Source organism: Acinetobacter sp. YH01004 (genome assembly GCF_013420455.1).
GTDB lineage: Bacteria > Pseudomonadota > Gammaproteobacteria > Pseudomonadales > Moraxellaceae > Acinetobacter > Acinetobacter towneri.
This window is the reverse complement of the sequence record NZ_VOXZ01000006.1, coordinates 116,005-141,661: the sequence shown is the minus strand read 5'-3', so window position 1 is coordinate 141,661 and position 25,657 is coordinate 116,005. Positions and strand designations below refer to the sequence as shown.

Here is a 25,657-nt window from a genome sequence, read left to right as displayed (position 1 = left end):
CAAAGGGAAACATCATGAATAAGAAAATTTTGCTGTCCTCTATGCTTTGTGGCTTATTTTTCAGTCCATTTGCAGTGCAGGCAAATGATAAAGTAGAAACCGTCTATAACGCGCAAAAATTCCAGCAAGTCTGTAAAGGTAAAACTCAGGGCACACCTGTAAGCTTTGCTTATCGTGGGATTATCTGGAATGGTACCTGTGAACCACAATTCTTTAGTTCATCTAAAGCAGTGCAATTACAAGGCAATGAGCCTGAATTATACCGTTCTTGTATGGCAGATGCGCAAAGTACCGTCATTACAGTCAATGGTACTGAGTTAAAAGGCAAATGTGCCTTAGGCTTTACGCCACCACGCCCTGCTGCAATGTGATCAATCAGTTAATCTATATTTTCATGAACAGATCGGGTATTCATTCAAACTGAAAGCATGAAAATAACACCAAAGCAGTCATTTATAAGAAGTGACTGCTTTGTTTATTGCACAAGCTCAAAAAACAATTACACTGCAAAGAGAGGGAAAATTATACCCATAAGAAAAAAATAAAGGATGTGCTATGGATTCAGGCTTTTTTACCTTTTTTCTACCACTGACCTTAGCTGTGATGATGATGGGCTTAGGCTTACAACTCACGCCTAAAGACTTTATTCGGGTCAATCAATTTCCTAAAGTCATTTTTTTAACGCTTTTTTCACAATTGGTCATTTTGCCTGTTTTAGCATTTTCAATTTGTTTATTTTTAGAATTGCCACCGCTATTGGCAATTGGCTTAATGCTGCTTGCTGCCTCACCAGGGGGGCCTACTGCGAACTTATTTAGCTATGTCTATAAAGGTGACGTTGCCCTAAATATTACCCTAACCGCAATGAACTCTGTGATGGCAACCTTTACCCTGCCTTTTATTGTTAATTTGTCTTTTCTATATTTTATGACCGATCAACAACAAATTGGCATGCCTATTGAAAAAATGGCACAGGTTTTTTTACTGATTATTGTGCCTGTATGTGTAGGAATGGCGGTGCGTAATGCGATGCCACAAATTGCATTACAGTTGGGCAAACCTATGCGTTTGATGTCCATTTATTTCATTTTCGCTTTATTCTTTTATGCGCTTTTCCGCGAACGCGCCAATGTCTTTGACTATTTCAGTGCAATTGGCATCGCAACTGCACTATTTTGCTTTTTAAGTTTACTTATTGGTTATCTGGTGCCGTATTTGGCGGGTGTGCCTGATCAACAAGCACGCTCCTGTTGTTTTGAAATTGGCATTCATAACACTGCCGTTGCTTTAACCATTGCACTATCAGTTTTGCAAAGCACTGAAATTGCCATTCCTTCTGCGATTTACACCATTTTTATGTATATGTTCAGCTTTATTTTAGGGAGTATGTTAGCTAGACAATCTGCCAAACTTGCCCTTCAAAACAAACAGGAGCAGAGTTTAAACCACAATAAAAATACAATTTAAGATGTGAGCAATATTCAATTAACCACAGATTAAACAAATAGTTAGATATTAAATAGATCATTATAGATGTAAAAACAAAGGAGTGTTTATGGATTCAGGATTAATCACAATATTTTTGCCGCTGGCTTTGGCCGTGGTCATGGCTGGACTTGGCTTAGAACTCACTCCTAACGACTTTAAACGGGTGAGCAAACACCCCAAAGCAGTGTTTATTGCTTTATTTTGTCAATTGGTCGTCCTGACAGCAATTGCATTTTTTATTTGTAAACTGCTGAATTTACCACCATTGCTTGCAGTCGGACTCATGCTACTGGCAGCATCTCCTGGCGGGCCAACAGCCAACTTGTTTAGCTACTTATATAAGGGCGATATTGCCCTAAACATCACCCTTACTGCCGTCAATTCCGTGATTGCAGCATTTACCTTACCACTGATTGTCAACTTTGCCATTCAGCATTTTATGCAGGATGGGCAACAAGTTGGCTTACAATTTGCCAAAGTATTGCAGGTGTTTTTAATTATTATTATCCCTGTCACTTTAGGGATGTTAGTACGCCATTTTAGCCCTCAAACGGCAGACCGCTTAAACAAACCTGTGCGTATTTTTGCTGTGGTTTTTCTAATTGTGATTATTATTGGCGCAATTGCCAAAGAGCGAAACAACATCATGCTTTATTTGGCAGATGTAGGACTTGCCACTGCCCTGTTCTGTGCCTGCAGTTTATTGATTGGTTATTTTGTCCCGCGTTTCTTTGGCGTAAATAGCCAACAAGCCCGAGCCTGCGCCTTTGAAATTGGCATTCACAACAGTACCCTTGCAATGACTATCGCCCTAACCGTTATGTCAAGCTCAACCATTGCCATGCCTGCTGCGGTTTATTCTATTTTCATGTATATTTTTGCCGCAATTTTAGGCACATTACTAAATAAATTTGTGCCGACTCCTGCATCGGAGCAATCTGCATCCTAAACAAGTCTCTCAATCATCCCCAATCCAGCAATTTGACTGTTTTGGGGATGATTGAGCGATGATGGTTCAAACAAATTCTTAACTTATATTTTTTAGAGTTATATTTTTGTCACATTATTCGACTATAAGCATAAAGCGAATTTGAAACTTCCAATCGTATAGAGTTTTCCCTTTCGCAATCCGAATAAAAAATAACAGCGTCTGCACCAGTTCAGTTACAATAGCGCTTTCGCATTAAATTTTAGGTTATCTCCGTGAAGTGGTTACAAATACATATTACTGTTGATCAAGCGCAAGTCGATTTTACTGAAACCCTGCTCAGTTCATTGGGTGCAGTCAGCGTAACCTTAGATGATGCGGAAAATCAGGACTTACTTGAGCCACTGCCAGGTGAAACACCACTTTGGAACAAAGTCATTGTGACAGGTATTTATGCACAAGACGAAGGTGAAGAAATTGATGTTGCAGCCTTAGAAACCTTTATTCGTGCGCAAATGCCAGATGCCCCTTTACGCAGTGAATTTTTGGAAGATCAGGTTTGGGAACGCTCATGGATGGATTACTACGAGCCAATCCAGATTGCAGAGAAATTCTGGATTGTACCTGAATGGTTAGAACCACCTGAGGCAGATGCAGTCAATATTAAACTTGACCCAGGTTTGGCTTTTGGTACAGGTAACCATGCCAGTACGTTCCTGTGCCTGCAATGGTTAGGTAAAACCAATGTAAAAGATAAAGTCGTGATCGACTACGGTTGTGGTTCAGGTATTTTAGGAGTAGCGGCTTTGTTGCTCGGTGCAAAAAAAGTCTATGCGACTGATATTGACCCGCAAGCAGTTTTAGCGACCAAACAAAATGCAGAACTCAACGGTGTACTTAAAAACTTATATGTGGGACTTCCAGAAGAGTTCAATGAAACCATCGGTAATGAAAAAGCAGACATTTTAGTTGCCAATATTTTGGCAGGCCCATTGATGATGCTTGCGCCAGAGTTTGCAACTTTAATTAAATCTGAGGGCGAGTTCGCACTTGCAGGTGTAATTGAAGAGCAAGTTGCTGAAGTTTCTAGTGTTTATTCTGAATTTTTTGATATAGTACAAGTCGAAAAACGTGAAGAAAACTGGTGTCGAATTTCTGGGAAACGCCATCCCCACTAACTGTAATTTTTGAGTTATGAGTGACAAGCAAACCAAGTGCCCTGAATGCCAAACTGTTTATAAAGTATCCGTTGCGCAGCTGACCGTTGCGCAAGGGATGGTTTGTTGTCCTAAATGCGACAATACCTTTAATGCTCTTTCGCATTTGGTATTTGCCTTTCCTCAAAATAAAAACTCAGTCACATCACAATTACATCACATTCAAAACCGCAGTTTTATGCAGGCAACTGCTGAACTTGCGCAACCGCAACATATTTTAGATATTTTTCAGCGTAAAGTTGAACATTCCAATATTGATCTGAAAACCTATCTGAATAACCTCAATTATTTCAGTACTGAACCGATTGGCAACATTCCTGCCATGAAGTTGTCTGCGCCTGATCTTGAAAGTGAAAAAAAGCATGGCAATGGTTACTACTTACTTTGGGGAATTATTAATCTTTTATTGATTGGCTTGTTGATCTTCCAAATTTTGTGGTTTAACCCAAAGTTTTTAAACAGCAGCCCTGCACTGAATTCTGTGTTTACCCAAGTCTGTCAATTTTTTAACTGTAGCAGTTTAGAAGAACGCTATAGCTTAATTTCAGCAAATCGCGTGAAGGTTAAACGTGTAGATCGTATGAATACACAATTTACGGGTGAGCTGATCAATTACTATGATAAAAGCTTGGCTTTGCCTAATATCAAAGTCACTTTAAAAGAAAAACAACAAACATTATCGACTTACATCTATTCCCCACAGGAGTATTTGGTCGAAAGTCTTTCGAGCATTCAACGTATTCCTAAAAACAGTCCATTTAAGTTTGACATTTTAGTTCCAATATCACGAAACGACTTCGATGCCTATACTTTAGAAATTATCAAGCCTTAATTCACAAAAAAATAGTGAAAAAATAGCGAAAAAAATTAAAAAAATTGCAGTTTTCTTGCTCACTTTTTCTCATACAATGGTATCATACGCGCCACGAAAGCTTTGTGCTGCAAACTCCTCGCAAGATTCACAACAAATATAGATCTGTCTAATGCGCTTTATTTTTATATATCGCGTACAGAGTAGATTTTTTGTTTTGATTTTGGTCTGTAACAATTATTAATGTATTGTTACGCTTAAATTTCGACCAATGCCTAGAGTTGTGGCAAGCTAAATGTTCCAGTTTTAGAACTTCCCGTTTTAGGATCTAAAACGGAGTTCATTTAATTTATAGACCACATTGATATATCACTTTATCCCAGTGATATCTGATTTTCGGATTAATTCGCATGAATAGCAAATCTCCTATTTTTACTGCACAATCTGATGTTGCTTTACGTATTCACGTAGATCGCGCAGTTCGCCATTATTTTGCACAACTACAAGGTGAACAACCTTCACAAGTGTATGACATGGTGTTAGCAGAAATGGAGAAACCTCTTTTATCTGTTGTTCTTGAATACACTCGCGGTAACCAAACACGCGCTGCTGAAATTCTTGGACTAAACCGTGGTACTTTACGTAAAAAGTTAAAAGCTCACGGTTTAATGAGTGAATAAGTGATAAAATGCTTGCGACCTCCGCAGGCATTTTTTTTACCTGCATTTTGCTAGTTTGTTTTAATCTGTAATTGAAAACTGTGACGAAGATCATGACTATTAAACGCGCTTTAATCTCTGTTTCTGACAAAACAGGTATTGTTGAATTTGCACAAGACCTTGCTGCTCTTGGGGTAGAAATTTTATCTACTGGCGGTACTTATAAGTTGCTTAAAGACAACAATATTGCTGTCGTAGAAGTATCAGAGCATACTGGTTTCCCTGAAATGATGGATGGTCGTGTAAAAACGTTACACCCAAAAATTCATGGCGGTATCTTGGCTCGTCGTGGTCTAGACGAAGCAGTCATGGCAGAACACAATATTGATGCCATCGACTTGGTTGTTGTTAACCTTTATCCATTTGCTGCGACTGTTGCAAAACCAAATTGTTCACTTGCAGATGCGATTGAGAACATCGACATTGGTGGCCCTACTATGGTTCGCGCTGCAGCGAAAAACCATGCTTCTGTAGGTATTGTAGTAAATGCTTCTGACTATGCGACTGTTATTGCAGAAATGAAAAGCAACGGTGCATTGTCTTACGAAACTCGTTTTGATTTGGCAGTGAAAGCATTTGAACACACTGCACAATATGACGGCATGATCGCCTCTTACTTAGGTGCACGTGTAGGTAAAGAAGAAGGTACTGCTGACCAATTTGCACGTACATTCAATACACAATTGAACAAAGCGCAAGATTTACGTTACGGCGAAAACCCGCATCAATCTGCAGCGTTCTATGTAGACCCTGCTGCAACTGAAGCTTCTGTTTCTACAGCGAAACAGCTTCAAGGTAAAGAATTATCTTATAACAACATTGCAGATACTGATGCCGCACTTGAATGTGTGAAATCATTTGCAAAACCTGCTTGTGTGATCGTAAAACACGCGAACCCATGTGGTGTTGCTGTATCTTTAGACGGTATTCAAGCGGCTTATGACCTTGCTTATGCAACTGACCCTGAATCTGCATTTGGTGGCATCATTGCGTTTAACCGTGAGTTAGACGTTGCCACTGCACAAGCGATTGTAGACCGTCAATTCGTTGAAGTAATCATTGCGCCTAGCATTGCAGATGGCGTACTTGAAGTGACTGGCGCGAAGAAAAACGTACGTGTACTGGTATGTGGCGAACTTCCTGCGATTGATGCACGCGCTCCACAAATGGATTACAAACGTGTCAACGGCGGTTTATTGGTTCAAGATCAAGACTTGGGCATGATCACTAAAGATGACTTAAAAGTTGTGACCAAACGTGCACCAACTGAACAAGAAATTGACGACATGATCTTTGCTTGGAAAGTTGCGAAATACGTAAAATCGAACGCAATTGTTTATGCAAAAAACCGTCAGACCATTGGTGTTGGTGCAGGTCAAATGAGCCGTGTAAACTCTGCTCGTATTGCTGCCATTAAAGCAGAACATGCAGGTTTAGTGGTTGAAGGTGCAGTAATGGCATCTGACGCATTCTTCCCATTCCGTGATGGTATTGATAACGCAGCTAAAGCTGGTATCAAATGCATTATTCAACCGGGTGGTTCTATGCGTGATGAAGAAACGATTGCAGCAGCAGATGAAGCTGGTATTGCAATGGTCTTCACTGGCATGCGTCATTTCCGTCACTAATTAAACTCATTAATTAGAAGTCGTATTTAATAATCCTCCGAAATCCCCCTTTTTTATAAAAGGGGGACTTTTCACGTAAGGGAACTGTGTTTTTATGCACAATCTCCTTCCTTTTCAAGGGTGAAAAGCATAGCTTCGCTAGGGGGATTTTATTCTTTGAGGGATTTTTAGATGAATATTTTAGTTTTAGGTAGCGGCGGTCGTGAACATGCGTTGGCATGGAAAATCGCACAAGATGACAAAGTCGCTAAAGTCTTCGTTGCACCGGGTAATGCAGGTACGGCAACAGAAAACAAATGCGAGAATGTAGCGTTAGATATTCAAAATAACCCTGCAATCATCGACTTTGCCAAAAATAATGCTGTTGATTTAATCATTGTTGGCCCTGAAGCACCACTGGTCAATGGTGTAGTAGATGCCTGCCGTGAAGCGGGTTTAAAAATTTGGGGCCCAACCCAGTTTGCTGCACAGCTTGAAGGTTCTAAAGCCTTTGCCAAGCACTTTTTAAAACGTCACAACATTCCAACTGCATTCTATGACGTATTCACCGAAGTTGATGCGGCAAAAGCATTTGTTGAAAAAAATGGTGCTCCAATCGTGATCAAGGCGGACGGTCTTGCTGCAGGTAAAGGCGTGATCGTGGCGATGACCAATCAAGAAGCATTTGATGCAATTGATGACATGCTAGCAGGCAACAAATTTGGTGATGCAGGTTCACGTGTAGTCATTGAAGAATTCCTTGCAGGTGAAGAAGCTTCTTTCATTTGTATGATTGATGGCGACAACATCCTTCCTATGGCAACTTCACAAGACCACAAGCGTATTTTTGAAGGCGACCAAGGTCCAAATACTGGTGGTATGGGTGCATACTCTCCTGCCCCTGTCGTGACTGCAGACGTATTTGAAAAAACCATGAATGAAGTGATGCGTCCTACTGTTGAAGGTATGAAAAAAGACGGTCATGTTTATACAGGTTTCTTATACGCAGGCTTAATGATTGACGACAAAGGTCAACCAAAAGTGATCGAGTTTAACTGCCGTTTTGGTGACCCAGAAACACAACCAATTATGATGCGCTTAAAGTCATCTTTGGTAGATTTGGTTGAAGCAGGTATTGCTGGCAACTTACCTGCCGAAGCAGACTGGGATGAACGCAAAACTGTCGGGATTGTATTGGCGACTGCGGGTTACCCTGAAACTTCAGGCAAAGGTGATGTGATTTCTGGTTTAGAAACACAAATGGCAGATGCGAAAGTATTCCACGCAGGTACAGCAAGCAATGCCGATGGTGAGATTGTGACCAATGGTGGTCGTGTACTGTGTGTAACTGCGCTCGGTAATACCATTGGCGAAGCGCAAGCTAAAGCCCTTGAACTGTGCGAAAAAGTTACCTTTGATGGTGTGCAATATCGTAAAGATATTGGCTATCGTGCCATTGCTCGTGAAAATGCTTAAAATTTTTAGTTTAGCCTAAAAATTTAAGTCCATAAAAAAGCTCGTCACTGTACGAGCTTTTTGTTTATCAGGTTGTAACCCATGTACATTGTGATGATCTACGTTTATAAAATACTTTAGATCAATAAACATGCAAAAAATAAAAAGCTTCAAAGAATTTTTAATTTCAATATTCGTTGAGTTTACATTGCAAATACTTTTTATTTTTGCAGGATTAATATATTTGGCTTATGTTTTTATAGGGATAGGTTCATTGTTACTCTGTTTGCCTTATATATGGGCGATATATTATCGTTGGAAAAATCATTCATAACTTCTTTTATGTATTTACAGCCATGTTCTGATTCTTGTAACTAAGCCGATTTCATACCGACAATTTCATATCTCGTTTTTTACTATCGATTGCAGAATAAATTTTAAAGCACCTAAATATTTAAACACTTGTTCAAATCCTTAATCTTTACAGAATATATTTATTTATAAGAACTTATTTTGACTTATTCGCTTTCTGTTGTAAAACAGTGATATGCATAACATACACAGCACTATATAGAATTATTTTTTATTGTTATGATGGTGCATCTTTTGAAAAAGTGAATTGCCCATCCATCTCAAAATTATTGATTGAGCTGTGGGCTGACTTTTTCAGTACTCAAACAATACCTACAACATATTTGAGAAACATACAAAATCATCATCATGCGATTCCATCCATCGTGCTGATTTGATTCTTCTCAATCATTGGCAACTTTAGGCACTGCTTAAACTTGCTCGGGATATATTCATGAAAAAGCTCCTTGGTCTTGTACTTGGTCTTTCAGTTGGCTTGGCTGGCTGTGGCAAACAAGAAGCGCCTGCGACTGACGCGGCACAAAAAGATTCTTCTGCTCTACACACTGTCACTATGGCATCGACTGGTTCAGATGCAGATATTTGGCGTTTTATTGCCGACTTACCTGAAACCAAAGCAGCAGGTATTCAACTTGAAGTGAAAAACTTCACCGATTACGTGTCAATGAACACGGCGGTAGCAAATAAAGAAATTGATCTTAACGCATTCCAATCTTATGCCTATATGGTGGCATTTAATGCCAACAATAAAGATCAAATTGCACCAGTAGCGACAACTTACTTAGAGCCAATGGGTATTTACTCAAGCAAAGTGAAAAAGTTGGATGAGTTCAAAACAGGTGCAACCATTGCTATTCCAAATGATGGTGCCAATGAATCACGTGCACTGTTATTACTTCAATCGGCTGGTTTGGTTAAACTGAAAGATGGTTTTGACAATGTTCAAGGCACGCCTGCAGACATCGTAGAAAATGCTAAGCAAATTCAAATCAAACCAATTCAAATGGCAACGGCTGTACGTGTAAAAGATGAAGTCGATGCAATTGTCTTGGGCAACACCCTTGCAATGGAAGGTGGTTTGAACGTACTGAAAGATTCAATTTATTACGAACCAATTGACCAAAGCACAAAAATGAATGTCAATATTCTCGCGACTGCTGCAGATCGTCAAAATGACCCAATCTTGCAAAAAGTAGGTGCGTTGTATCATACCGAAGCGGTGAAGCAATATATTGATCAGCACTTTGGCGGAACAAAAGTTGCGGTAAATAAACCTGTCAGCTATTTCACTGAAGCAGCAAAATAGTAATATAATGCGTTAAACAAAACAGGCAAAGCGAACTTTGCCTGTTTTTTCATTTATGGACATTTCTTGACGATATGATTGAATTTAAAAACATTTCAAAGCACTATCAGCTCAAAGGTCAAACACTGCGTGCGTTGGATCAAATTAATCTACAAATTCCAACAGGCAGTATTTTTGGCATTATTGGCTATAGTGGTGCAGGTAAAAGTACGTTAATCCGCTTGATCAATTTGTTGGAGCGTCCAAATGCTGGGCAAGTCATCATTCATCAAAAAGATTTTACTGCACTCAATGCCCGTGAATTGCGTCAAGAACGTGCCCATATTGGAATGATTTTTCAGCACTTCAATTTATTGCAGACCAAAACTGTGGCTGCCAATATTGAAATGCCGATGAAACTGTTAGGCTGGAACAAAGCCAAACGTGAAAAACGTTTAAATGAATTACTTGAGTTTATTGATTTAAAACATAAAAAAGATGCCTATCCTGATGAACTTTCAGGCGGACAAAAGCAACGTGTCGGTATTGCGCGTGCGCTAGCCAATCATCCTAAAATTTTACTCTGCGATGAAGCGACTTCGGCACTTGATCCGCAGACTACCAAATCTGTACTGGAATTACTGAAAAAAATTAACCGTGAACAAGGCATTACCATTGTAATGGTGACGCATGAAATGGATGTGATTGAATCGGTTTGTGATTATGTTGCAGTGATGGAACAAGGCAAAGTGATTGAAACAGGTTCAACCTTGGAAATTTTTAGTCAGCCGCAACACCCGACCACTAAAAGCTTCATTCAAACTGTGTTGCAGCAACAATTGCCTATCAATATTTTGAATAATCTGGAAAATCAAAATCAGCACAGCATTTATTGTCTGAAATTTTTAGGTAAATCGGCTCAGGAAACCGTGATTCAAGCTATCATTAAACAGTTTGATATTAGCCTGAATATTTTATTTGCCAATATGACCGAAATTGATGGTGCTGTGATTGGGCAAATGTTCATTCAATTACTCGGTGATACAAACGTCATTCAACAGGCGCTTGAGTTTCTGAAAGCCAATGGCGTTGAAGTTGAACAGTCAGGAATACAAGCATGAGAGATTTAATTGTACAGTGGCTGACTTCGGTAACCACACCTTTCTGGAAAAGCTCTTTATCTATTGACCAATTTGTTACGGCCTTACAAGAAACCTTTCATATGGTGTTCTTTGCCATGTTGTTTGGTTGTATCTGGGGCTTTATTCAGGGCATTACCCTTGTAGTGACTCGTCCGACAGGTATTTTACCAAACCGTGTGATTTATCACGGACTCAACCCGATTGTAAATGCACTGCGCTCCCTGCCCTTCATTATTTTATTGATTGCGGTGATTCCGCTGACTAAATTTTTAGTGGGTACATCCATCGGAACTTGGGCAGCCATTGTACCGCTGACCATTTATGTCGGCCCGTATATTGGTCGTTTGGTAGAAACTTCACTACTTGAAGTCAATGAAGGGATTGTCGAATCTGCACAGGCAATGGGTGCTACACCATTACAAATTATCTTCAAATTTATTTTACCTGAAGCACGCAGCTCACTCATTTTGAACCTAACTACAGCCACCATTAGCTTAATTGGCGCAACTGCGATGGCAGGTGCAGTCGGTGCTGGTGGCATTGGTGACCTTGCTATTTCTTATGGTTATCAGCGTTTTGATAGTAGTGTCGTGATGCTAACCGTGGTGGTCTTATTAATTTTAGTGCAATTGGTGCAAAGTTTAGGTGACTGGTTATCTAAACTCAGATAAATCTTTCATCTACACATCAGAAATAGATTCATCATTTAACCCCTTGCTACTCATAAGAGCATGTAAGGGGTTAAAACCGTACTCCTTCTCCATGCATGCTTGATTCACACCATATCAACATCCCAAAAACTGAAAATTTGATATACGGTCTAGGTCATCGAAAACCGTAGGAAAAACTTTGCAGCATGTTTTGTCTTGAGCAGAGCATGCTAAAATAACCCGTGATTTTTTAAGGGACTGATTCATGCGCTTTGTTCATTTAGGTATACATACAGAATTTTCGATTACCGAGTCGATTGTACGCATACCTGACTTGATTAAAGCTGCAGTCAATGAAGAAATGCCTGCTTTGGCATTGACCGATCTCTCTAACCTACACGCTGCCGTAAAGTTTTATGGCAAATGTTTGGGACAAGGCATCAAACCGATTTTAGGTTCAGTGCTGCGTTTAAATGATGCCGATCATCGTGTGACGCTATTGTCGATGAACAATCACGGCTGGCGCAATCTGACCGAACTGGTGTCGCGTGGCTATATTGAAGGTCAGCAACTCAATATCCCTTGCGTCAATAAAGCATGGATTTTAGAACAAGCCGATGATCTGATTCTGTTACTCGGCATTCAAAGTGATGTCGGCAAAATGCTGATCACGTCCAATCCACAAAAAGCCGAACCGTTGCTAGAAGAATGGATAGAAAAATTTGGTAATCGGGTCTATTTGGCGCTGACCCGTACAGATCGTCCCGATGAAGATGCTTTTATTGCCGAAGCGGTTAAATTAGCTAAAAAATATAATATTGGCGTGGTGGCACATAATGATGTGCACTTTGTCCGCCGTGAAGATTATGAAGCGCACGAAGCGCGAGTTTGTATTGCCGATGGTTATGTTTTAGGGGATAACCGTCGTCCTAAAACGTATAGTCCTGAGCAATATTTTAAAACTACTGCAGAAATGACGGAATTATTTTCCGACATTCCAAGTGCTATTGAAAACAGCTATCACATTGCCAAACGCTGTAACGTCACGCTGCAATTGGGTAAATATTTCCTTCCAGATTATCCAATTCCAGACGGACACACCATTGATACCTACTTCGCGCACCTATCCAAACAAGGTTTAGAAGAACGTCTAAATGTGCTCTATCCTGTCACACAGCGCGATGAAGACTGGGCAGAAATTCGCAAACCTTATGATGAACGAATTGAATACGAAATTAATATTATTAACTCGATGGGCTTCCCGGGTTACTTCCTCATCGTCATGGACTTTATTCAATGGTCTAAAAATAATGGCGTACCTGTTGGGCCGGGTCGTGGTTCAGGCGCAGGCTCATTGGTCGCTTATAGCTTAAAAATTACCGACTTAGACCCATTGCGTTATGAACTACTCTTTGAACGTTTCTTAAACCCAGAACGTGTATCCATGCCCGACTTTGACGTCGATTTCTGTATTGCAGGACGCGATAAAGTCATTGATTATGTGGCACGCACCTATGGACGTGATGCGGTATCACAAATTGCCACTTTCGGTACTATGGCCGCCAAAGGTGCGATTCGAGATGTCGCACGGGTTTTGGGCAAGTCTTATGGTTTGGCAGACCGTATTTCTAAACTGATTCCAACTAAACCTTTAGGGCTTAGTTTGGAAGAATCAATTGAAGCCGAACCACAGCTGAAAGATGTGGTGACCAATCCATCTAACCCAGACTATGACGATGCTTCAGAAATTTGGGAAATGGCTTTAAAACTTGAAGGCATTACCCGCAACACAGGCAAACACGCAGGTGGTGTGGTCATTGCACCAACCAAAATCACCGACTTTTCTGCGGTTATGTGCGATGCTGATGGAACCGCCCGTGTTGCACAATACGATAAAGACGATGTTGAATCGGCAGGTTTGGTCAAATTTGACTTCTTGGGTTTACGTAACCTGACGGTTATTGAAGATGCAGTACAAAATATCAATAAACGCATCCAAGCCGATACACCGCTAGATATTGCCCATATTCCATTGGACGATAAAGATGCCTATTTAGTCTTTGCCAATGCCAACACCACAGCGGTATTCCAGTTTGAATCCGTGGGCATGAAAAAGATGCTGAAAGAAGCACGCCCAAGCAAATTTGAGGAAATTATTGCCTTCGTGTCCTTGTATCGTCCTGGCCCGATGGATCTCATTCCAGACTTTATTCACCGTATGCACGGTGGCGAGTTTGAGTATCTGCATCCTTTGCTAGAAGGTGTGCTTGAACCAACCTACGGCATTATGGTTTATCAGGAACAGGTAATGCAGGCGGCACAGTATTGTGCAGGCTATACCCTCGGTGGTGCGGACTTACTACGTCGTGCTATGGGTAAGAAAAAACCTGAAGAAATGGTGAAACAGCGCCAAATCTTTATTGAAGGTGCTGCGAAAAAAGACATTGATGCCGCCACAGCCAACCATATTTTCGACTATATGGAAAAGTTCGCAGGCTACGGTTTTAACAAATCCCACGCGGCTGCTTATGCCCTCGTTGCCTATCAGACGGCATGGCTGAAAGCACATTACCCTGCCGAATTCTTGGCTGCGGTAATGTCGTCGGAAATGCAAAACACCGATAACGTGGTGTTCCTGATTGATGACTGTCGCCACAATGGTCTGGAAGTTTTACCACCTTCGGTAAATATGTCTTTGTATCATTTCCACGCCAGCGATGAACGCACCATTGTCTACGGACTTGGCGCAATTAAAGGCGTGGGCGAACAAGCCATGCAATCGGTGATTGATTCTCGCCAAAAAGAAGGTCCATACCGCGATTTATTTGACTTCTGTCATCGTATTGATTTGAAAAAAATCAACAAACGAACCCTTGAAGCCTTAATTCGTGCGGGTGCATTAGACTGTTTAGGCATCGAACGCTCAAGTTTAATGGCACAATTGCCAGAAGCGGTACAAGCGGCGGAACAAGCACGTTCCAACCGTGAAACAGGCATCATGGATTTATTTGGTGAAGTTGAAGAAGTACAACGTAAGCCTGCCAAACCTGTAAAACCATGGTCAGATGAAGTCCGACTTAAAGGTGAAAAAGACACACTTGGACTTTACCTCACTGGTCACCCGATTGATGTCTATCGCAATGAATTAAAAGCCTTTATTCCAAGTAAAATTAATGAACTGACGCCAACCCGTCGTGGCGTGACCACCGTCTTTGCAGGCTTGGTGGTGGATGTCGCCAACTTCCCAAATCGGATGGTGGTCACTTTAGATGATGGTACGGCACGTATTGAAGTATCTGCCAACCATGAGCGCTTCCAACGCTTTAAAGATATTGTACAAACTGAAAAAGTGGTGGTGATTGAAGGCGAAATTTACGAACGTGAAGGTTTTGACCGCCCAATGGGACGCTTAACCAAAGCGTTTAGCTTGAATGAAATTCGTCAAAAACGCGCCAATAGTATTCAAATTCACTTGCATGCAGAACATTTAAGCAAGACCTTGAGTCAAGACTTACAAAATATGTTGCTGCCTTATTGTAATGTGGATTTATGCACGCATATTCCTGTTTTATTGCACCTTGACTATGCTTATGCCACTGCAGAATTACATTTGGGCATTCAGTGGAAAATCGCACCCTTAGATGAAGCCTTGGTCAAATTGCGTGACTATTTTGGTAAAGAAAGCCTGCATATCGAATATCAAGTGAAATCCAAAGCCGCGAAAGCTGTCGATGTGGCGAAACCTGCATCGATTGCTCCACCACCTGCTGATATGAGCATGGATGATGCTATGGATTTATACCATACCGAAGTTGATCAATATTCTTAATTAAAAATTTAACCCATCTGGATTTGTTATGAGTCAAACCGACAATGCAGCTGTTGCCGCACACCTCTCCCACGTGCGTATTGTCATGGTGAATACCACCCTGCCTGCCAACATCGGTAGCGCCTTACGCGCCATGAAAACCATGGGGCTATGTAAATTGGTTTTGGTTGATCCAAAAACCTATCCGCATCCAGATATTGATGCTTTGGCGGCAGGTGCAACCGATTTAATTGAACAGATTGAAGTGGTTGAACAGCTCGAAGATGCAATTGCCGACTGCCATTTGGTCTTTGGCACCAGTGCACGTAGTCGTACTATTCCTTGGCCACTCTTAGATGCACGCCCTGCGGCAGAAAAGTCGTTAAATGCTGTGGCACAGCATGGGCAAAATGTTGCCATTATTTTTGGACGTGAAGATCGTGGTTTAACCAATGAAGAGCTGGCTTTGGCGAATTATCACGTGACGATTCCTGTCAATGAAGAATATGGTGTGCTCAATGTTGCTCAAGCCATTCAAGTGATTTGCTATGAAATGCGTATGGCTGCCATCGATATTGTCGGAAAAATTGCCGATCCTGCAGCGACGATGCAAGTGACAGATTCTGAAGCGATGCAATGGGATGAACCTTTGGTCAACCATGAACAAATGCAACAGTTCTATCCACATTTAGAAAAAATGCTGGCAGAAATTGAATTTATGGATCCAAAAAATCCACGATTATTGCCTTTGCGCTTGCGTCGGCTTTTCGGACGTATACAATTAGATCGTATGGAATACCATTTACTTCGCGGTATTTTTAGCCGCGTACAAGCAATGAATAACGGTTCATGGAAAAAATCTACATCAACACAGGACGAGGATCAAACTAATGCTTAAACAGCTCAAAGAAGACATTCAAGCTGTCTTCGCGCGCGATCCTGCTGCTCGAAATACACTTGAAGTCTTAACCACTTATCCAGGAATTCACGCTTTAATTATGCATCGTGTGGCGCATGAATTATGGAACAAAGACTGCAAGGGGTCGGCACGTCTACTCTCGTCATTTAGCCGTTTTGCTACAGGAATTGAAATTCATCCCGGTGCAAAAATTGGTCGTCGCTTTTTTATTGACCATGGCATGGGCGTGGTGATTGGTGAAACTGCTGAAATTGGTGATGATGTCACCTTATATCATGGCGTGACTTTAGGCGGCACAACGTGGAATAAAGGCAAACGTCATCCAACTTTGGAAGATGGCGTAGTAGTCGGTGCAGGCGCGAAAATTCTAGGCCCATTCACCGTACATAAAAATGCCAAAGTTGGCTCTAATGCGGTTGTGACCAAAGAAGTACCTGAAGGCGCAACTGCTGTGGGTAACCCTGCGCGCTTTATTATGAAAAATAAACCTGCCGATGATCAGGAAGCACGTCGTCGTGATTATGCTGCCAGTATTGGTTTCCAACCTTATGCAGCAACGCAGGACCAATCTGACCCAGTATTGGACGGCATGCGAGTATTACTAGATCGCTTGGAACAAAATGAAAAACGTATGAATTTATTATGTCAGCGTCTCTCTTTACTTGACCCAAGCTTTAAAAACCCACAGCAAAATGAACAACCTTATAGTGCAGAAGAATTAAAAATAATTGAAGATGTTAGACGTGAGTGTGAAGCACAAAGTAAATAGGGCTGTTTATTTGATCAATCCTACATACTTAAAAAAACTTCGTATCACTGTGTAACTAAGCCCCCTCAATTGTATTGCATGTTCGGAACAGATTTCTTAGACTGACCGACATGCAATATTTTAATCCGACACAATCACCTCTCACTTTTAAAATAAATTGAACGGAAGAACACCATGACTCTTAAGCCTTTGGCACTCAGTATTCTAGCCGCAACGCTCGTTAGCGCCTGTGTTGCACCACCAAAACAAGAAGTAAAACCACCTATCGTATTTACCGAACCTGAATTAAGTGCACCATTCTATGCCTTAAATCCATTTAATTATGATGCCCCACCACCATTTGAAATTAACCTACAAAAAGCAGCAGCACAGCCTGTGACTAAAATGGTGGTTACTAACCCAAATGATCCAAGCAAAAGCATTACCTTAGATCAAAACAAATTGATTGTACCTACGGTCAATAACAATGCCCGTAGCTTGAAGTTTGCAGTTTTGGCAGGTGAAAACGAAATTGACATCACCGAAATTGATGACTTCTTACAATTGGTCGAAGGCAAAGCACGTCACTATCCACCACGTTTTAGCGAACGTCAGGAACGTCGTGGTTTCGAGGCAAAGCTCAAAGAATTGACTCAACAATTAGACACTTTGGCAGCCAATGAAAATGCCTCTTTTGATATTTTGATGCGTGCATTTAAAGCCAGTGTTATGGCACGTAATCTAGACTTAGGCTCTGTTTACACCACACGCTCACTTAACTATGCGCAGCGTATCTTAAAAATTAATCAGGAAGATGCCGAAGCGAATTTCTGGTTTGGTTTCGGTCTGTCTGAAGGTGGCGGTCATCGTGAAGCCATTCCTTATTTAGACAAAGCCATGAAAGCAGGTGTGCAGGAAGCTTATTTGTCTGCGGCAAACAATTATATTGCCATGGAACAAAAGAAAAATGCAGTACAAACTTTGAAAAACTATAAAATCAAATACCCGCAAGAAGCCGAAGTGGCTGACCGTTTGATTGCTGAAATTGAAAAGCAAGGTCGCTGGAATGTGTGGCAAGTGATCGCACCACGCACTTAATAAAAAATCGATACAAAAATACCTAAAAATAGACCGTTTCGACGGTCTATTTTGCTTTCTACGCAATTGAAAAAGCTTTAAAAAAACGTATGATGGAAAAAAATCTTAAAAATTAAGCCAGACTTTCCATGAATAAAATTGTGATTGCTGCATTGCTCAGTACAACACTGCTGTCTGGTTGTCAGGTGGTCAGTGTTAAAAATCAGGCGTTAAAAGTTAGTATTGCCAATGAACGTGATAGTATTTTATCGCGCAAAAAACTGAGTGAAGCCAGTTTAAATGTCTTGTCGATGACAGGACGTGAAGCCAATATTTGTGCCGAAAAACCTGAAGAATGTGTGAGTGCACTCAAGCAAATCCCACAAATTCAGGATGAACAACTGCTCTCAACCGCCAGTGAATTATATTTAGCGAAAGCGATTGAACTGGAAAATTCATCGTCCTGTAAAATCAGTATTCTGAACAGTAAAAGATCGGAAGAACAACAAAAAATTCATCAGGCCAATTATGAACAATGTTTAGATCAGCAATTGCACATGCTCGATCAAAGTATTCGTTATAGTTACGCCTACATGTTTAAAACCAAACGTGCGCCGCAAGACCGTCTTTTTGATAACAGACAAGTCCAAATTCGGGATTTTTATAATCAGGCGATTGCCAAATTGGTCAGCAGCTATGCGCTGCGCTATAAACACGATGAATTGCAACAACAAATTCGTGTTGGCAACAGCATTTATGACATTGATTTTGAGTACTACCCGCAGCTGAAACAACAAAAAATTCAGCAGTTGATGTCAACCTATAACCTGAACTTTTCGGGTTTGCGCTCGGTCACGCGCCGTGATGGTTTTGGGTCTGAATTTCTGGTGGTATTGCCTGAAAATCCAAACGATGATCTGAGCAAAAGCAAATATATTATTGATCCGCTAAAATATGATTATCCTGCAGGAAAAAATCCAAATATTCACCAAGCTCGCTATTTAGCCGCGACAATCACTGCAGAACCACATAGCGCCAATTCCATTGAAGATATTTTGAATCGGCCGCATTTTAAGCTCAAGGCTTATGATCCGTATAAATATGAATCTGCCCAAATTGCACAAAAGAACTACCCGCTTGCAGCTAACTTTTCTGCACCTTATGGCTTGTGGTTAGCGCAAAATAATTTAGGTAAATCGGCTTATTTATCCTTAATTGATCGTGAAGAACGACTCAGTATGCCGCATTTGTACTTACTTGAGCCGTATAATCCGAATAAAAAAGTCATTGTCCTCATTCATGGTTTGGCCAGTAGCCCCGAAGCGTGGATTCGCTTAACCAACGATATTATGGGCGATCCTGTATTGCGGGAAAACTTTCAAGTCTGGCAAGTGTTTTACTCGACCAATATGCCAATTTTAGAAAGCCGTTTCCAAATTTATGCCTTGCTTCAACAAGGCTTTAAACAGGTCAGTCCTTCTGCTGCAGCCAAAAAAGATGCTGTAGTAATTGGACACAGCATGGGTGGTATTTTGGCACGTTTGTTGGTCAGCGATACTGATTTAACTCAACCTGCCATGCAAATGCTTAAAAACCGACGTCTGGAACGCTTTAAATCTGATCCTTTGTTGCAAGCACGTTTGCGCCTTAAACCCATCACCAATTTTAACCGTGCAATATTCTTGGCTGCACCGCATAAAGGTACAGAGTTTGCAGACCGCTGGTTCACCCTTGCAGCACGTAAAGTCATTCGCTTACCGACTGCATTTTTAAGCGCGTTTGCGGATACCTTGCAGCAACATGAAGTCGATTTAAAAAATCTAACCAAAGAAATTGGGCATGGCGTCATTCAAAATGGACCGAGTGATTTAAGTAAAAATTCCAAATTTACGGAATTAACTGAAGATATTTTGCCTGTCAAAGGATTTAAATATCACAGTATTATTGGCAATAATACCGACAGCACTGAGCATCTGTTAATGAATGACGATGTGGTGCATTACAACAGTGCCCACTTAGATGGCGCTGTTTCAGAAAAAATTATTAAAGGCGGACATTCCATTCAGGAAACGCCAGAAGCTGTATTGGAACTGCGACGTATTCTTAGATTACATTTGCAAGATTTAGGCTTGTATAAACCGTAATCCGTCACGGCAAATAAAAAACCGAAGTCTAAGTGGCTTCGGTTTTTTATCTATCATGCTATTTCTCAGCAGTATTAGATTGGTGCTTGTCCCCAATAAGCTTTGGTCAATAAGGCCTCTAATTCGGCATAGTCATATTCGCGTGGATTATAATATGGACTATCGCAGATAATACGTGCCACTTGGGCAGGTGCTGTTTCGGGTAATCCTAAATCTTTAAGTGCCATTGGAATATTCAATCTTTGGTTAAGCTGATAAATCGCCAAGCCCAACTGTTCCCGATCTGACACATTTAAAGCCGCTGCCAGTTGATTCATTGCAGCAATATCTGCATGTCGGTTGTAATGCACTGAATACGCCAACACAATGGCGTGGGTTTGCGCATGTGGTAACTGATAGCGTCCGCCCAAGCTATGGCAAATTTTATGATGAATTGCCATACCCACCGAACCCAAACACACACCTGCCAACCATGCGCCATATAAAGCATGTTCACGTGCCTGCATATTATGAGGCGCTTGCACAATTTCAGGTAAAGCCTGTGCCAGTTGAGTAATCGCCTCTAGCGCCATTAAACTTACAATGGGATTTTTATCCTGTGCATATAATGCCGCAACTGCATGTGCCATCGCATTCATACCCGAACATACCGAAATTTCAGTGGGTAAGTTGAGTGTCAATTCAGGATCATAAATCACTACTTTAGGCAAAACTTGAGCTGCTTTGCCTGTGGTTTTCAGCTGGTTTTCGGTGATGCCATACACCGCAGTCATTTCACTACCTGCATAAGTGGTCGGAATTGCAATAATCGGTAAATGGGTTTCTAAAGCAATTGCTTTGGCTAAACCAATCGCAGAGCACCGCCGAGTGCCAAACAGCAATCGACCTTTAAACGCTGCACATCTTGAATGGCTTGATCGGCAACTTCTTTTGGCACATGCATCACCGCATGAGGATAGACCGCTACAGCCATGTCTTGGATTAGTGCCAATAAACGCTCGCCTGCGGCTTTTTGCCCTGCAGTGGCAATAGTTAAAATACGCCTATAGGTATAAGATCGTAAAATCTCTTGAATTTTTTGCAGATGACCTACGCCAAAATGAACATTGATTGGCAATACCTGATAATGGAATGCTTACATGTTATTAAACTTAAATATTGTCTTTAGATTTTAATAGCATTTAACTATGACTAGGCTGCTGAACAGCCCAATTCTGCAACGCTGCTTTGCAAATATTCAAATAAAACTCAAAACCAACTGTTTTGCTGTAAACACAAAAACCCATGATCGCATGGGCTTTTGGATCATTAAAATTAAATGCGATGAATCATCTATCAATTTTAATGTAAAGAAAACTTATACTTTTGTGCTTAGTCTATTTCTTTTAGGCACACTGCAGACAAAATTGGAATACCAAAACATGGAAGCAACAATAAAATCCAGTATTCCACGACGGTAGCTTCACCACTGATCATATTGATGAATAATCCACCAATGATTAATACCGCTGCAATTAAACCCAGAAAAATTCCAAAAAATCTTGCAGGCATTTGACGTCCCCTGAACAATCGAACAAAAGTGTTAGATCTAGTATATACCTTATAGTTGAATAAGATATGACTTTTTGATCAATTGATGACTTAAATTTTATTAGGATTTAAACACCTGATTTAAAATGTTTTTATAGAAAATCACAACGATATTCGATCAGACACATTTCCTAACAATAATAAAATCTTATTAAATATATAATATTATATTATATAAACTCAAAATAAATGAGTGTGGATGAATGAAAACACCAGATCAACTAATCACTGAAGCCAAAAGTGAAATTACAGAAATTAGCGTGCAAGAATTGCATGAAAAATATTTGCAACATCCCGATATTATTTTGATTGATGTACGAGAACCTGAAGAACATCAGGCTTGTGCAATAGACCGTGCAGTGAATTTTCCACGCGGCATGTTAGAAATGAAAATTGCACAACACCCTGTAGTAAACCACTATTGCGATGTTGAACGTGCTCTTACCAATCTGGCTGAACGAGATATTTACTTACTTTGTGGTACTGGTGCGCGTTCTGCACTTGCCACTCAAGCCTTACAAAGAATGGGTTTCGAGAAAGTCTATTCAATGCAAGGTGGTATGCAAGCTTGGCTGGAAGCAGGTTTTCCGACAGTTTCTTTTACAAGATGATACTAGGGTCTGTTGAATGCTTAAATAACGCTCAATATTAGGTTAAATATTAATTAAAACTTCGTGTAATACTTCAATATTTATCATTGTCATTTTTGTTATAGTATTACATGAATAAATTGAATAAAAGATTGATACAGTGTTTATGATGTGGGGCAGATTGCTAGGATTATTTGCAATCTTGTTACAAGTCGCTGTGTTCCTACAGCCTTTATTGCCAGAGAAACAACATTTTTCCTCTGTCTGTGAAACTATTGCCCAAGCATTATTTTTAGAACGCACCGCACCCCATTCTTCGTATTCATCTACACACCATGAAACTGCGACTCATGTTGCATTCGGACTTGAAAGTTCACACGAACATGCATCATCTGAAGATGCGGCGCATACAGATCATGAATGTGAATACTGTCTAGTTTATAGTTTTGCACTACCATTATTTGAAAACAAAATCAGACCAATTTTAGTCCGAACGCAAATTCGGGTTTTGTCTTTTAAAACATCGTTTACACCAACACTATTTCAAGCTGAGCCGCTTTTTGTTCTGCCACAAGGTCGTGCCCCGCCCCACTTTGACTCTTGAATTTTCTTATCATTTCTTACAGTGTTGCCATCTTTGCTTCACTCTAAAGTGTAAATTTTGCAGTATCAAATTTATGCAGCTGTAGGACAATACTTATTTTAATAACTCATTGACTTGTTTATTCGACCCTAAGGAGGAGATAACTATGCATCTGCTTCAACACAGTCATAATCATGTGAATCATACTGTAGAGCAAACGGCTTGTTTGGATTTAGCACAACAGATCATTAAAGTTCGGCAAAAAATGAATATTTCACAAACTGAACTTGCGGCAAAATTGTGTATCTCTGCCCGAACTTTAGAAAGTTGGGAACGTGGTGTTCGTCAACCCTCGAGTTCTGCTCAAGCATTAATTCGATTATTTATTAAATCGCCACAATTTGTGTTAGAAAATTTGGCATAAAGCACTTGATAATTATGAATTAAAGCAATGTAAATCAATAAAGAAGCTCCCAAGGGAGCTTCTTTGGTCAAAAGATTTGAAGCATCATTTTGATATACATATAGAATGAATACCCTTGCTGTTTTCATAGCTCTATATTCAAAAATATAATAAAGATATGAATTTATATTCAAATACAAGAATATAACTTTTCAATATACTGCCGCATATATTGTTTTTACTCGATCTATATTCTCATGAAATATCTATCTTCTTTTATCTCAATTGCTGTTATCGCACCTTTGTTTTCAACATCTGCTTTTGCAACAACAGGATATTTCATGCATGCATATAGTGCGAAATCTCAAGGAAATGCAGGCACAGCCATTGCCAATTTTCAGGACAGTCTGACTATTGCAAGCAACCCAGCGGGTTTGAGCTGGTTAGATAAGCGTGTTGATGCAGGTTTAACTATTTTCTCTCCAGATCGTGAGTCTGAAATTACAGGAAATGGTTATGGAGCAAATGGTCAGTATGATGGCAATAGCCGTAAATACTTTGTAATTCCAGATCTAGGTTATGTTCACCCAGTGAATGAACAAGTCACTGCGGGTATTGCGGTTTATGGCAATGGTGGCATGAATACCAATTATAAAAATAATCCTTATGCAGTTTATGATAATACAGGAAGCGCAGGTATTTCATTAACCCAAGCCTTTATTTCACCTGCTTTATCTTGGAAATATGCAGAAAATCAATCTATAGCTTTGGCTGCAAATATTTTATATCAACGTTTTAGCGCACAAGGTTTTGCTGGTGATGTATTTGGTGGTGCTTCGTCCAACGATGCAGCAATTAGCGACCGTGGCAATGACGATTCATACGGTGTAGGTGCACGTATTGGCTGGTCTGCAAAACCAAATGAGAAACTGACCCTTGGTGCAAGCTATTCATCTAAAATTAATGCCAGCCGCTTTAAGAAATATGAAGGTTTATTTGCCAAACAAGGTGATTTTGACGTACCTGAAAGCTATGGTGTAGGTTTAAATTATCAACTTACCCCTGCTTTATCAGTCGCGACAGATTACTTACGCATTAATTATTCAGATGTAGATTCTGTTGGCAATAAACTGGATCAATTATTCGCAAACAATAAATTTGGCACAACACAAGGTCCTGGTTTTGGATGGGATGACATCAATGTCTATAAAATTTCAGCGACTTATCAAGCCTCAGAAAAACTGACTTTACGTGCGGGTTATAGCTATAACGATCAGCCTGTTAAAAATGATCAAACCTTCCTAAATATTTTGGCACCAGGTGTGGTACAAGAGCATTTAAGTGTTGGTGCAACTTGGCGACTCGATGATCAACAAAATGTAAGTGTGGCTTATACACACGCACTCAAAGAAACAGTGCAAGGTAACAACTCTGTCCCCGCTGATTTTGGTGGTGGCGAAGCCAATTTAAGCATGAGCCAAAATATTTTGGGCGTGTCATATAGTTTGAATTTTTAAATTCTACATAGCTTGAGTTTGAATAATAGCTTGCCATGATCTGAAAAGATGATGGCTTTTTTTACTTTGATTGTGATGAAGTTTTTCCAAAGTACGGCTTTAGCTAGAAATAAGACCATGCAAAGCATAATGTTACAACATGCACTACTTTCTAAATGAATCCATAGAAAACAATCAAATTTCGATGCTTTTTATAACGATGAATTACACGAAAAACTCAGTAAAATTCAGCCAAATGACACAATAATTTTCACTTTTAACTTCGCAAATCATACATTTTCAACAGCTAAGCTCTTTGAGCTATGCGATATCATTTTTGAAACTGTCGGTTTAGATTTTATGGGCGATATTTTTTATGGCTGTGTGCTCACTAACACACCAGATCAATTGAATATTATCCATTTAAAAGCTTAAACCGCTCGATGTTCGACTCGTTAGAGAGCGAGCAACAATGACATGCAGGTTCACTAATTTGACTAAGATGGCGTAAAATAAGCTAGTCACATACTTACACTTAAATTACGCTTCAAATTAAAGGACTTCAACTGCATGAACATGACAGAAATCATGGCTGATCTATCTTCACACACTCCAATGATGCATT

23 protein-coding genes are annotated in these 25,657 nt (G+C 40.2%); 20 read left to right on the top strand and 3 right to left on the bottom strand.

Annotated features, from left to right (window positions below):
- Positions 1-14: 14 nt before the first annotated feature.
- The 16 genes from FTT71_RS06420 to FTT71_RS06345 all read left to right on the top strand — a co-directional run bounded on the left by FTT71_RS06420 (position 15) and on the right by FTT71_RS06345 (position 20,370).
- Entirely contained in the window at positions 15-371 is a 357-nt protein-coding gene (locus tag FTT71_RS06420) for a hypothetical protein (protein ID WP_180160813.1), read from the top strand.
- A gap of 184 nt (positions 372-555) precedes the next feature.
- Positions 556-1,467 carry a bile acid:sodium symporter family protein gene (locus tag FTT71_RS06415; protein WP_178319170.1) on the top strand — a complete coding sequence of 304 codons (912 nt, stop codon included), beginning with the start codon at positions 556-558 and terminating at the stop codon, positions 1,465-1,467.
- Between the two features lie 88 nt (positions 1,468-1,555).
- On the top strand, positions 1,556-2,437 hold the full coding sequence (locus tag FTT71_RS06410) for a bile acid:sodium symporter family protein (RefSeq protein WP_004973133.1): 882 nt from the start codon (positions 1,556-1,558) through the stop codon (positions 2,435-2,437).
- A 254-nt stretch (positions 2,438-2,691) separates the two neighbouring features.
- The gene (gene prmA / locus FTT71_RS06405; RefSeq protein WP_004973131.1) at positions 2,692-3,594 is read left to right on the top strand and encodes a 50S ribosomal protein L11 methyltransferase; all 903 of its coding nucleotides are present in this window, start codon (positions 2,692-2,694) and stop codon (positions 3,592-3,594) included.
- A 16-nt stretch (positions 3,595-3,610) separates the two neighbouring features.
- Positions 3,611-4,465 (top strand): DUF3426 domain-containing protein, encoded by an 855-nt coding sequence (locus FTT71_RS06400; protein ID WP_004973129.1) that lies wholly within the window; start codon positions 3,611-3,613, stop codon positions 4,463-4,465.
- A 389-nt stretch (positions 4,466-4,854) separates the two neighbouring features.
- Entirely contained in the window at positions 4,855-5,124 is a 270-nt protein-coding gene (gene fis / locus FTT71_RS06395; RefSeq protein ID WP_001086304.1) for a DNA-binding transcriptional regulator Fis, read from the top strand.
- Positions 5,125-5,216: 92 nt separating this feature from the next.
- On the top strand, positions 5,217-6,791 hold the full coding sequence (gene purH, locus FTT71_RS06390) for a bifunctional phosphoribosylaminoimidazolecarboxamide formyltransferase/IMP cyclohydrolase (protein ID WP_004973127.1): 1,575 nt from the start codon (positions 5,217-5,219) through the stop codon (positions 6,789-6,791).
- Positions 6,792-6,962: 171 nt separating this feature from the next.
- On the top strand, positions 6,963-8,246 hold the full coding sequence (gene purD / locus FTT71_RS06385; protein ID WP_004973125.1) for a phosphoribosylamine--glycine ligase: 1,284 nt from the start codon (positions 6,963-6,965) through the stop codon (positions 8,244-8,246).
- A gap of 784 nt (positions 8,247-9,030) precedes the next feature.
- Positions 9,031-9,903, top strand: a complete 873-nt coding sequence (locus tag FTT71_RS06380) for a MetQ/NlpA family ABC transporter substrate-binding protein (RefSeq protein WP_096900915.1) — start codon at positions 9,031-9,033, stop codon at positions 9,901-9,903.
- 74 nt (positions 9,904-9,977) lie between these two features.
- Positions 9,978-11,003 carry a methionine ABC transporter ATP-binding protein gene (locus FTT71_RS06375; RefSeq protein WP_179988649.1) on the top strand — a complete coding sequence of 342 codons (1,026 nt, stop codon included), beginning with the start codon at positions 9,978-9,980 and terminating at the stop codon, positions 11,001-11,003.
- Positions 11,000-11,695 (top strand): methionine ABC transporter permease, encoded by a 696-nt coding sequence (locus FTT71_RS06370; protein WP_179988650.1) that lies wholly within the window; start codon positions 11,000-11,002, stop codon positions 11,693-11,695. Before FTT71_RS06375 ends, FTT71_RS06370 begins: the two co-directional genes overlap by 4 nt.
- Positions 11,696-11,939: 244 nt before the next feature.
- A complete protein-coding gene (gene dnaE / locus FTT71_RS06365) occupies positions 11,940-15,503 on the top strand; it encodes a DNA polymerase III subunit alpha (protein WP_179988651.1) in 3,564 nt (1,187 codons plus the stop codon).
- A 28-nt stretch (positions 15,504-15,531) separates the two neighbouring features.
- On the top strand, positions 15,532-16,380 hold the full coding sequence (locus FTT71_RS06360) for an RNA methyltransferase (RefSeq protein WP_004973119.1): 849 nt from the start codon (positions 15,532-15,534) through the stop codon (positions 16,378-16,380).
- Complete coding sequence (cysE, locus tag FTT71_RS06355; RefSeq protein WP_004973118.1) at positions 16,373-17,170, top strand: serine O-acetyltransferase; 798 nt, start codon at positions 16,373-16,375, stop codon at positions 17,168-17,170. The genes FTT71_RS06360 and cysE overlap by 8 nt, the downstream gene beginning before the upstream one ends.
- A 174-nt stretch (positions 17,171-17,344) precedes the next feature.
- Positions 17,345-18,247: an ABUW_2363 family tetratricopeptide repeat lipoprotein gene (locus tag FTT71_RS06350; RefSeq protein WP_154320674.1), complete on the top strand. Its 903-nt coding sequence runs from the start codon at positions 17,345-17,347 to the stop codon at positions 18,245-18,247.
- A 128-nt stretch (positions 18,248-18,375) separates the two neighbouring features.
- The gene (locus FTT71_RS06345) at positions 18,376-20,370 is read left to right on the top strand and encodes a triacylglycerol lipase (RefSeq protein WP_004973116.1); all 1,995 of its coding nucleotides are present in this window, start codon (positions 18,376-18,378) and stop codon (positions 20,368-20,370) included.
- A gap of 74 nt (positions 20,371-20,444) precedes the next feature.
- Here FTT71_RS06345 and FTT71_RS06340 read toward each other — a convergent pair whose 3' ends face one another.
- The 3 genes from FTT71_RS06340 to FTT71_RS06335 all read right to left on the bottom strand — a co-directional run bounded on the left by FTT71_RS06340 (position 20,445) and on the right by FTT71_RS06335 (position 21,921).
- Positions 20,445-21,251, bottom strand: coding sequence for a maleylacetate reductase (locus tag FTT71_RS06340; protein ID WP_257222471.1), 807 nt, complete (start codon positions 21,249-21,251; stop codon positions 20,445-20,447).
- Positions 21,212-21,487, bottom strand: coding sequence for an iron-containing alcohol dehydrogenase (locus FTT71_RS13315; protein WP_253103581.1), 276 nt, complete (start codon positions 21,485-21,487; stop codon positions 21,212-21,214). The genes FTT71_RS06340 and FTT71_RS13315 overlap by 40 nt, the downstream gene beginning before the upstream one ends.
- Positions 21,488-21,741: 254 nt before the next feature.
- Positions 21,742-21,921, bottom strand: a complete 180-nt coding sequence (locus FTT71_RS06335) for a hypothetical protein (RefSeq protein ID WP_004973110.1) — start codon at positions 21,919-21,921, stop codon at positions 21,742-21,744.
- A 242-nt stretch (positions 21,922-22,163) separates the two neighbouring features.
- Between FTT71_RS06335 and FTT71_RS06330 the strand changes: the two genes are divergently transcribed.
- The 4 genes from FTT71_RS06330 (at position 22,164) to FTT71_RS06315 (ending at position 25,053) form a co-directional block, all read left to right on the top strand.
- A complete protein-coding gene (locus FTT71_RS06330; RefSeq protein ID WP_096900921.1) occupies positions 22,164-22,571 on the top strand; it encodes a rhodanese-like domain-containing protein in 408 nt (135 codons plus the stop codon).
- Positions 22,572-22,719: 148 nt separating this feature from the next.
- A complete protein-coding gene (locus FTT71_RS06325) occupies positions 22,720-23,154 on the top strand; it encodes a DUF2946 family protein (RefSeq protein WP_180160817.1) in 435 nt (144 codons plus the stop codon).
- A 145-nt stretch (positions 23,155-23,299) separates the two neighbouring features.
- Positions 23,300-23,557, top strand: coding sequence for a DNA-binding transcriptional regulator (locus tag FTT71_RS06320; protein ID WP_004973099.1), 258 nt, complete (start codon positions 23,300-23,302; stop codon positions 23,555-23,557).
- A 236-nt stretch (positions 23,558-23,793) separates the two neighbouring features.
- Positions 23,794-25,053, top strand: a complete 1,260-nt coding sequence (locus FTT71_RS06315) for an OmpP1/FadL family transporter (RefSeq protein WP_180160812.1) — start codon at positions 23,794-23,796, stop codon at positions 25,051-25,053.
- The last annotated feature ends 604 nt before the right edge of the window (positions 25,054-25,657 follow it).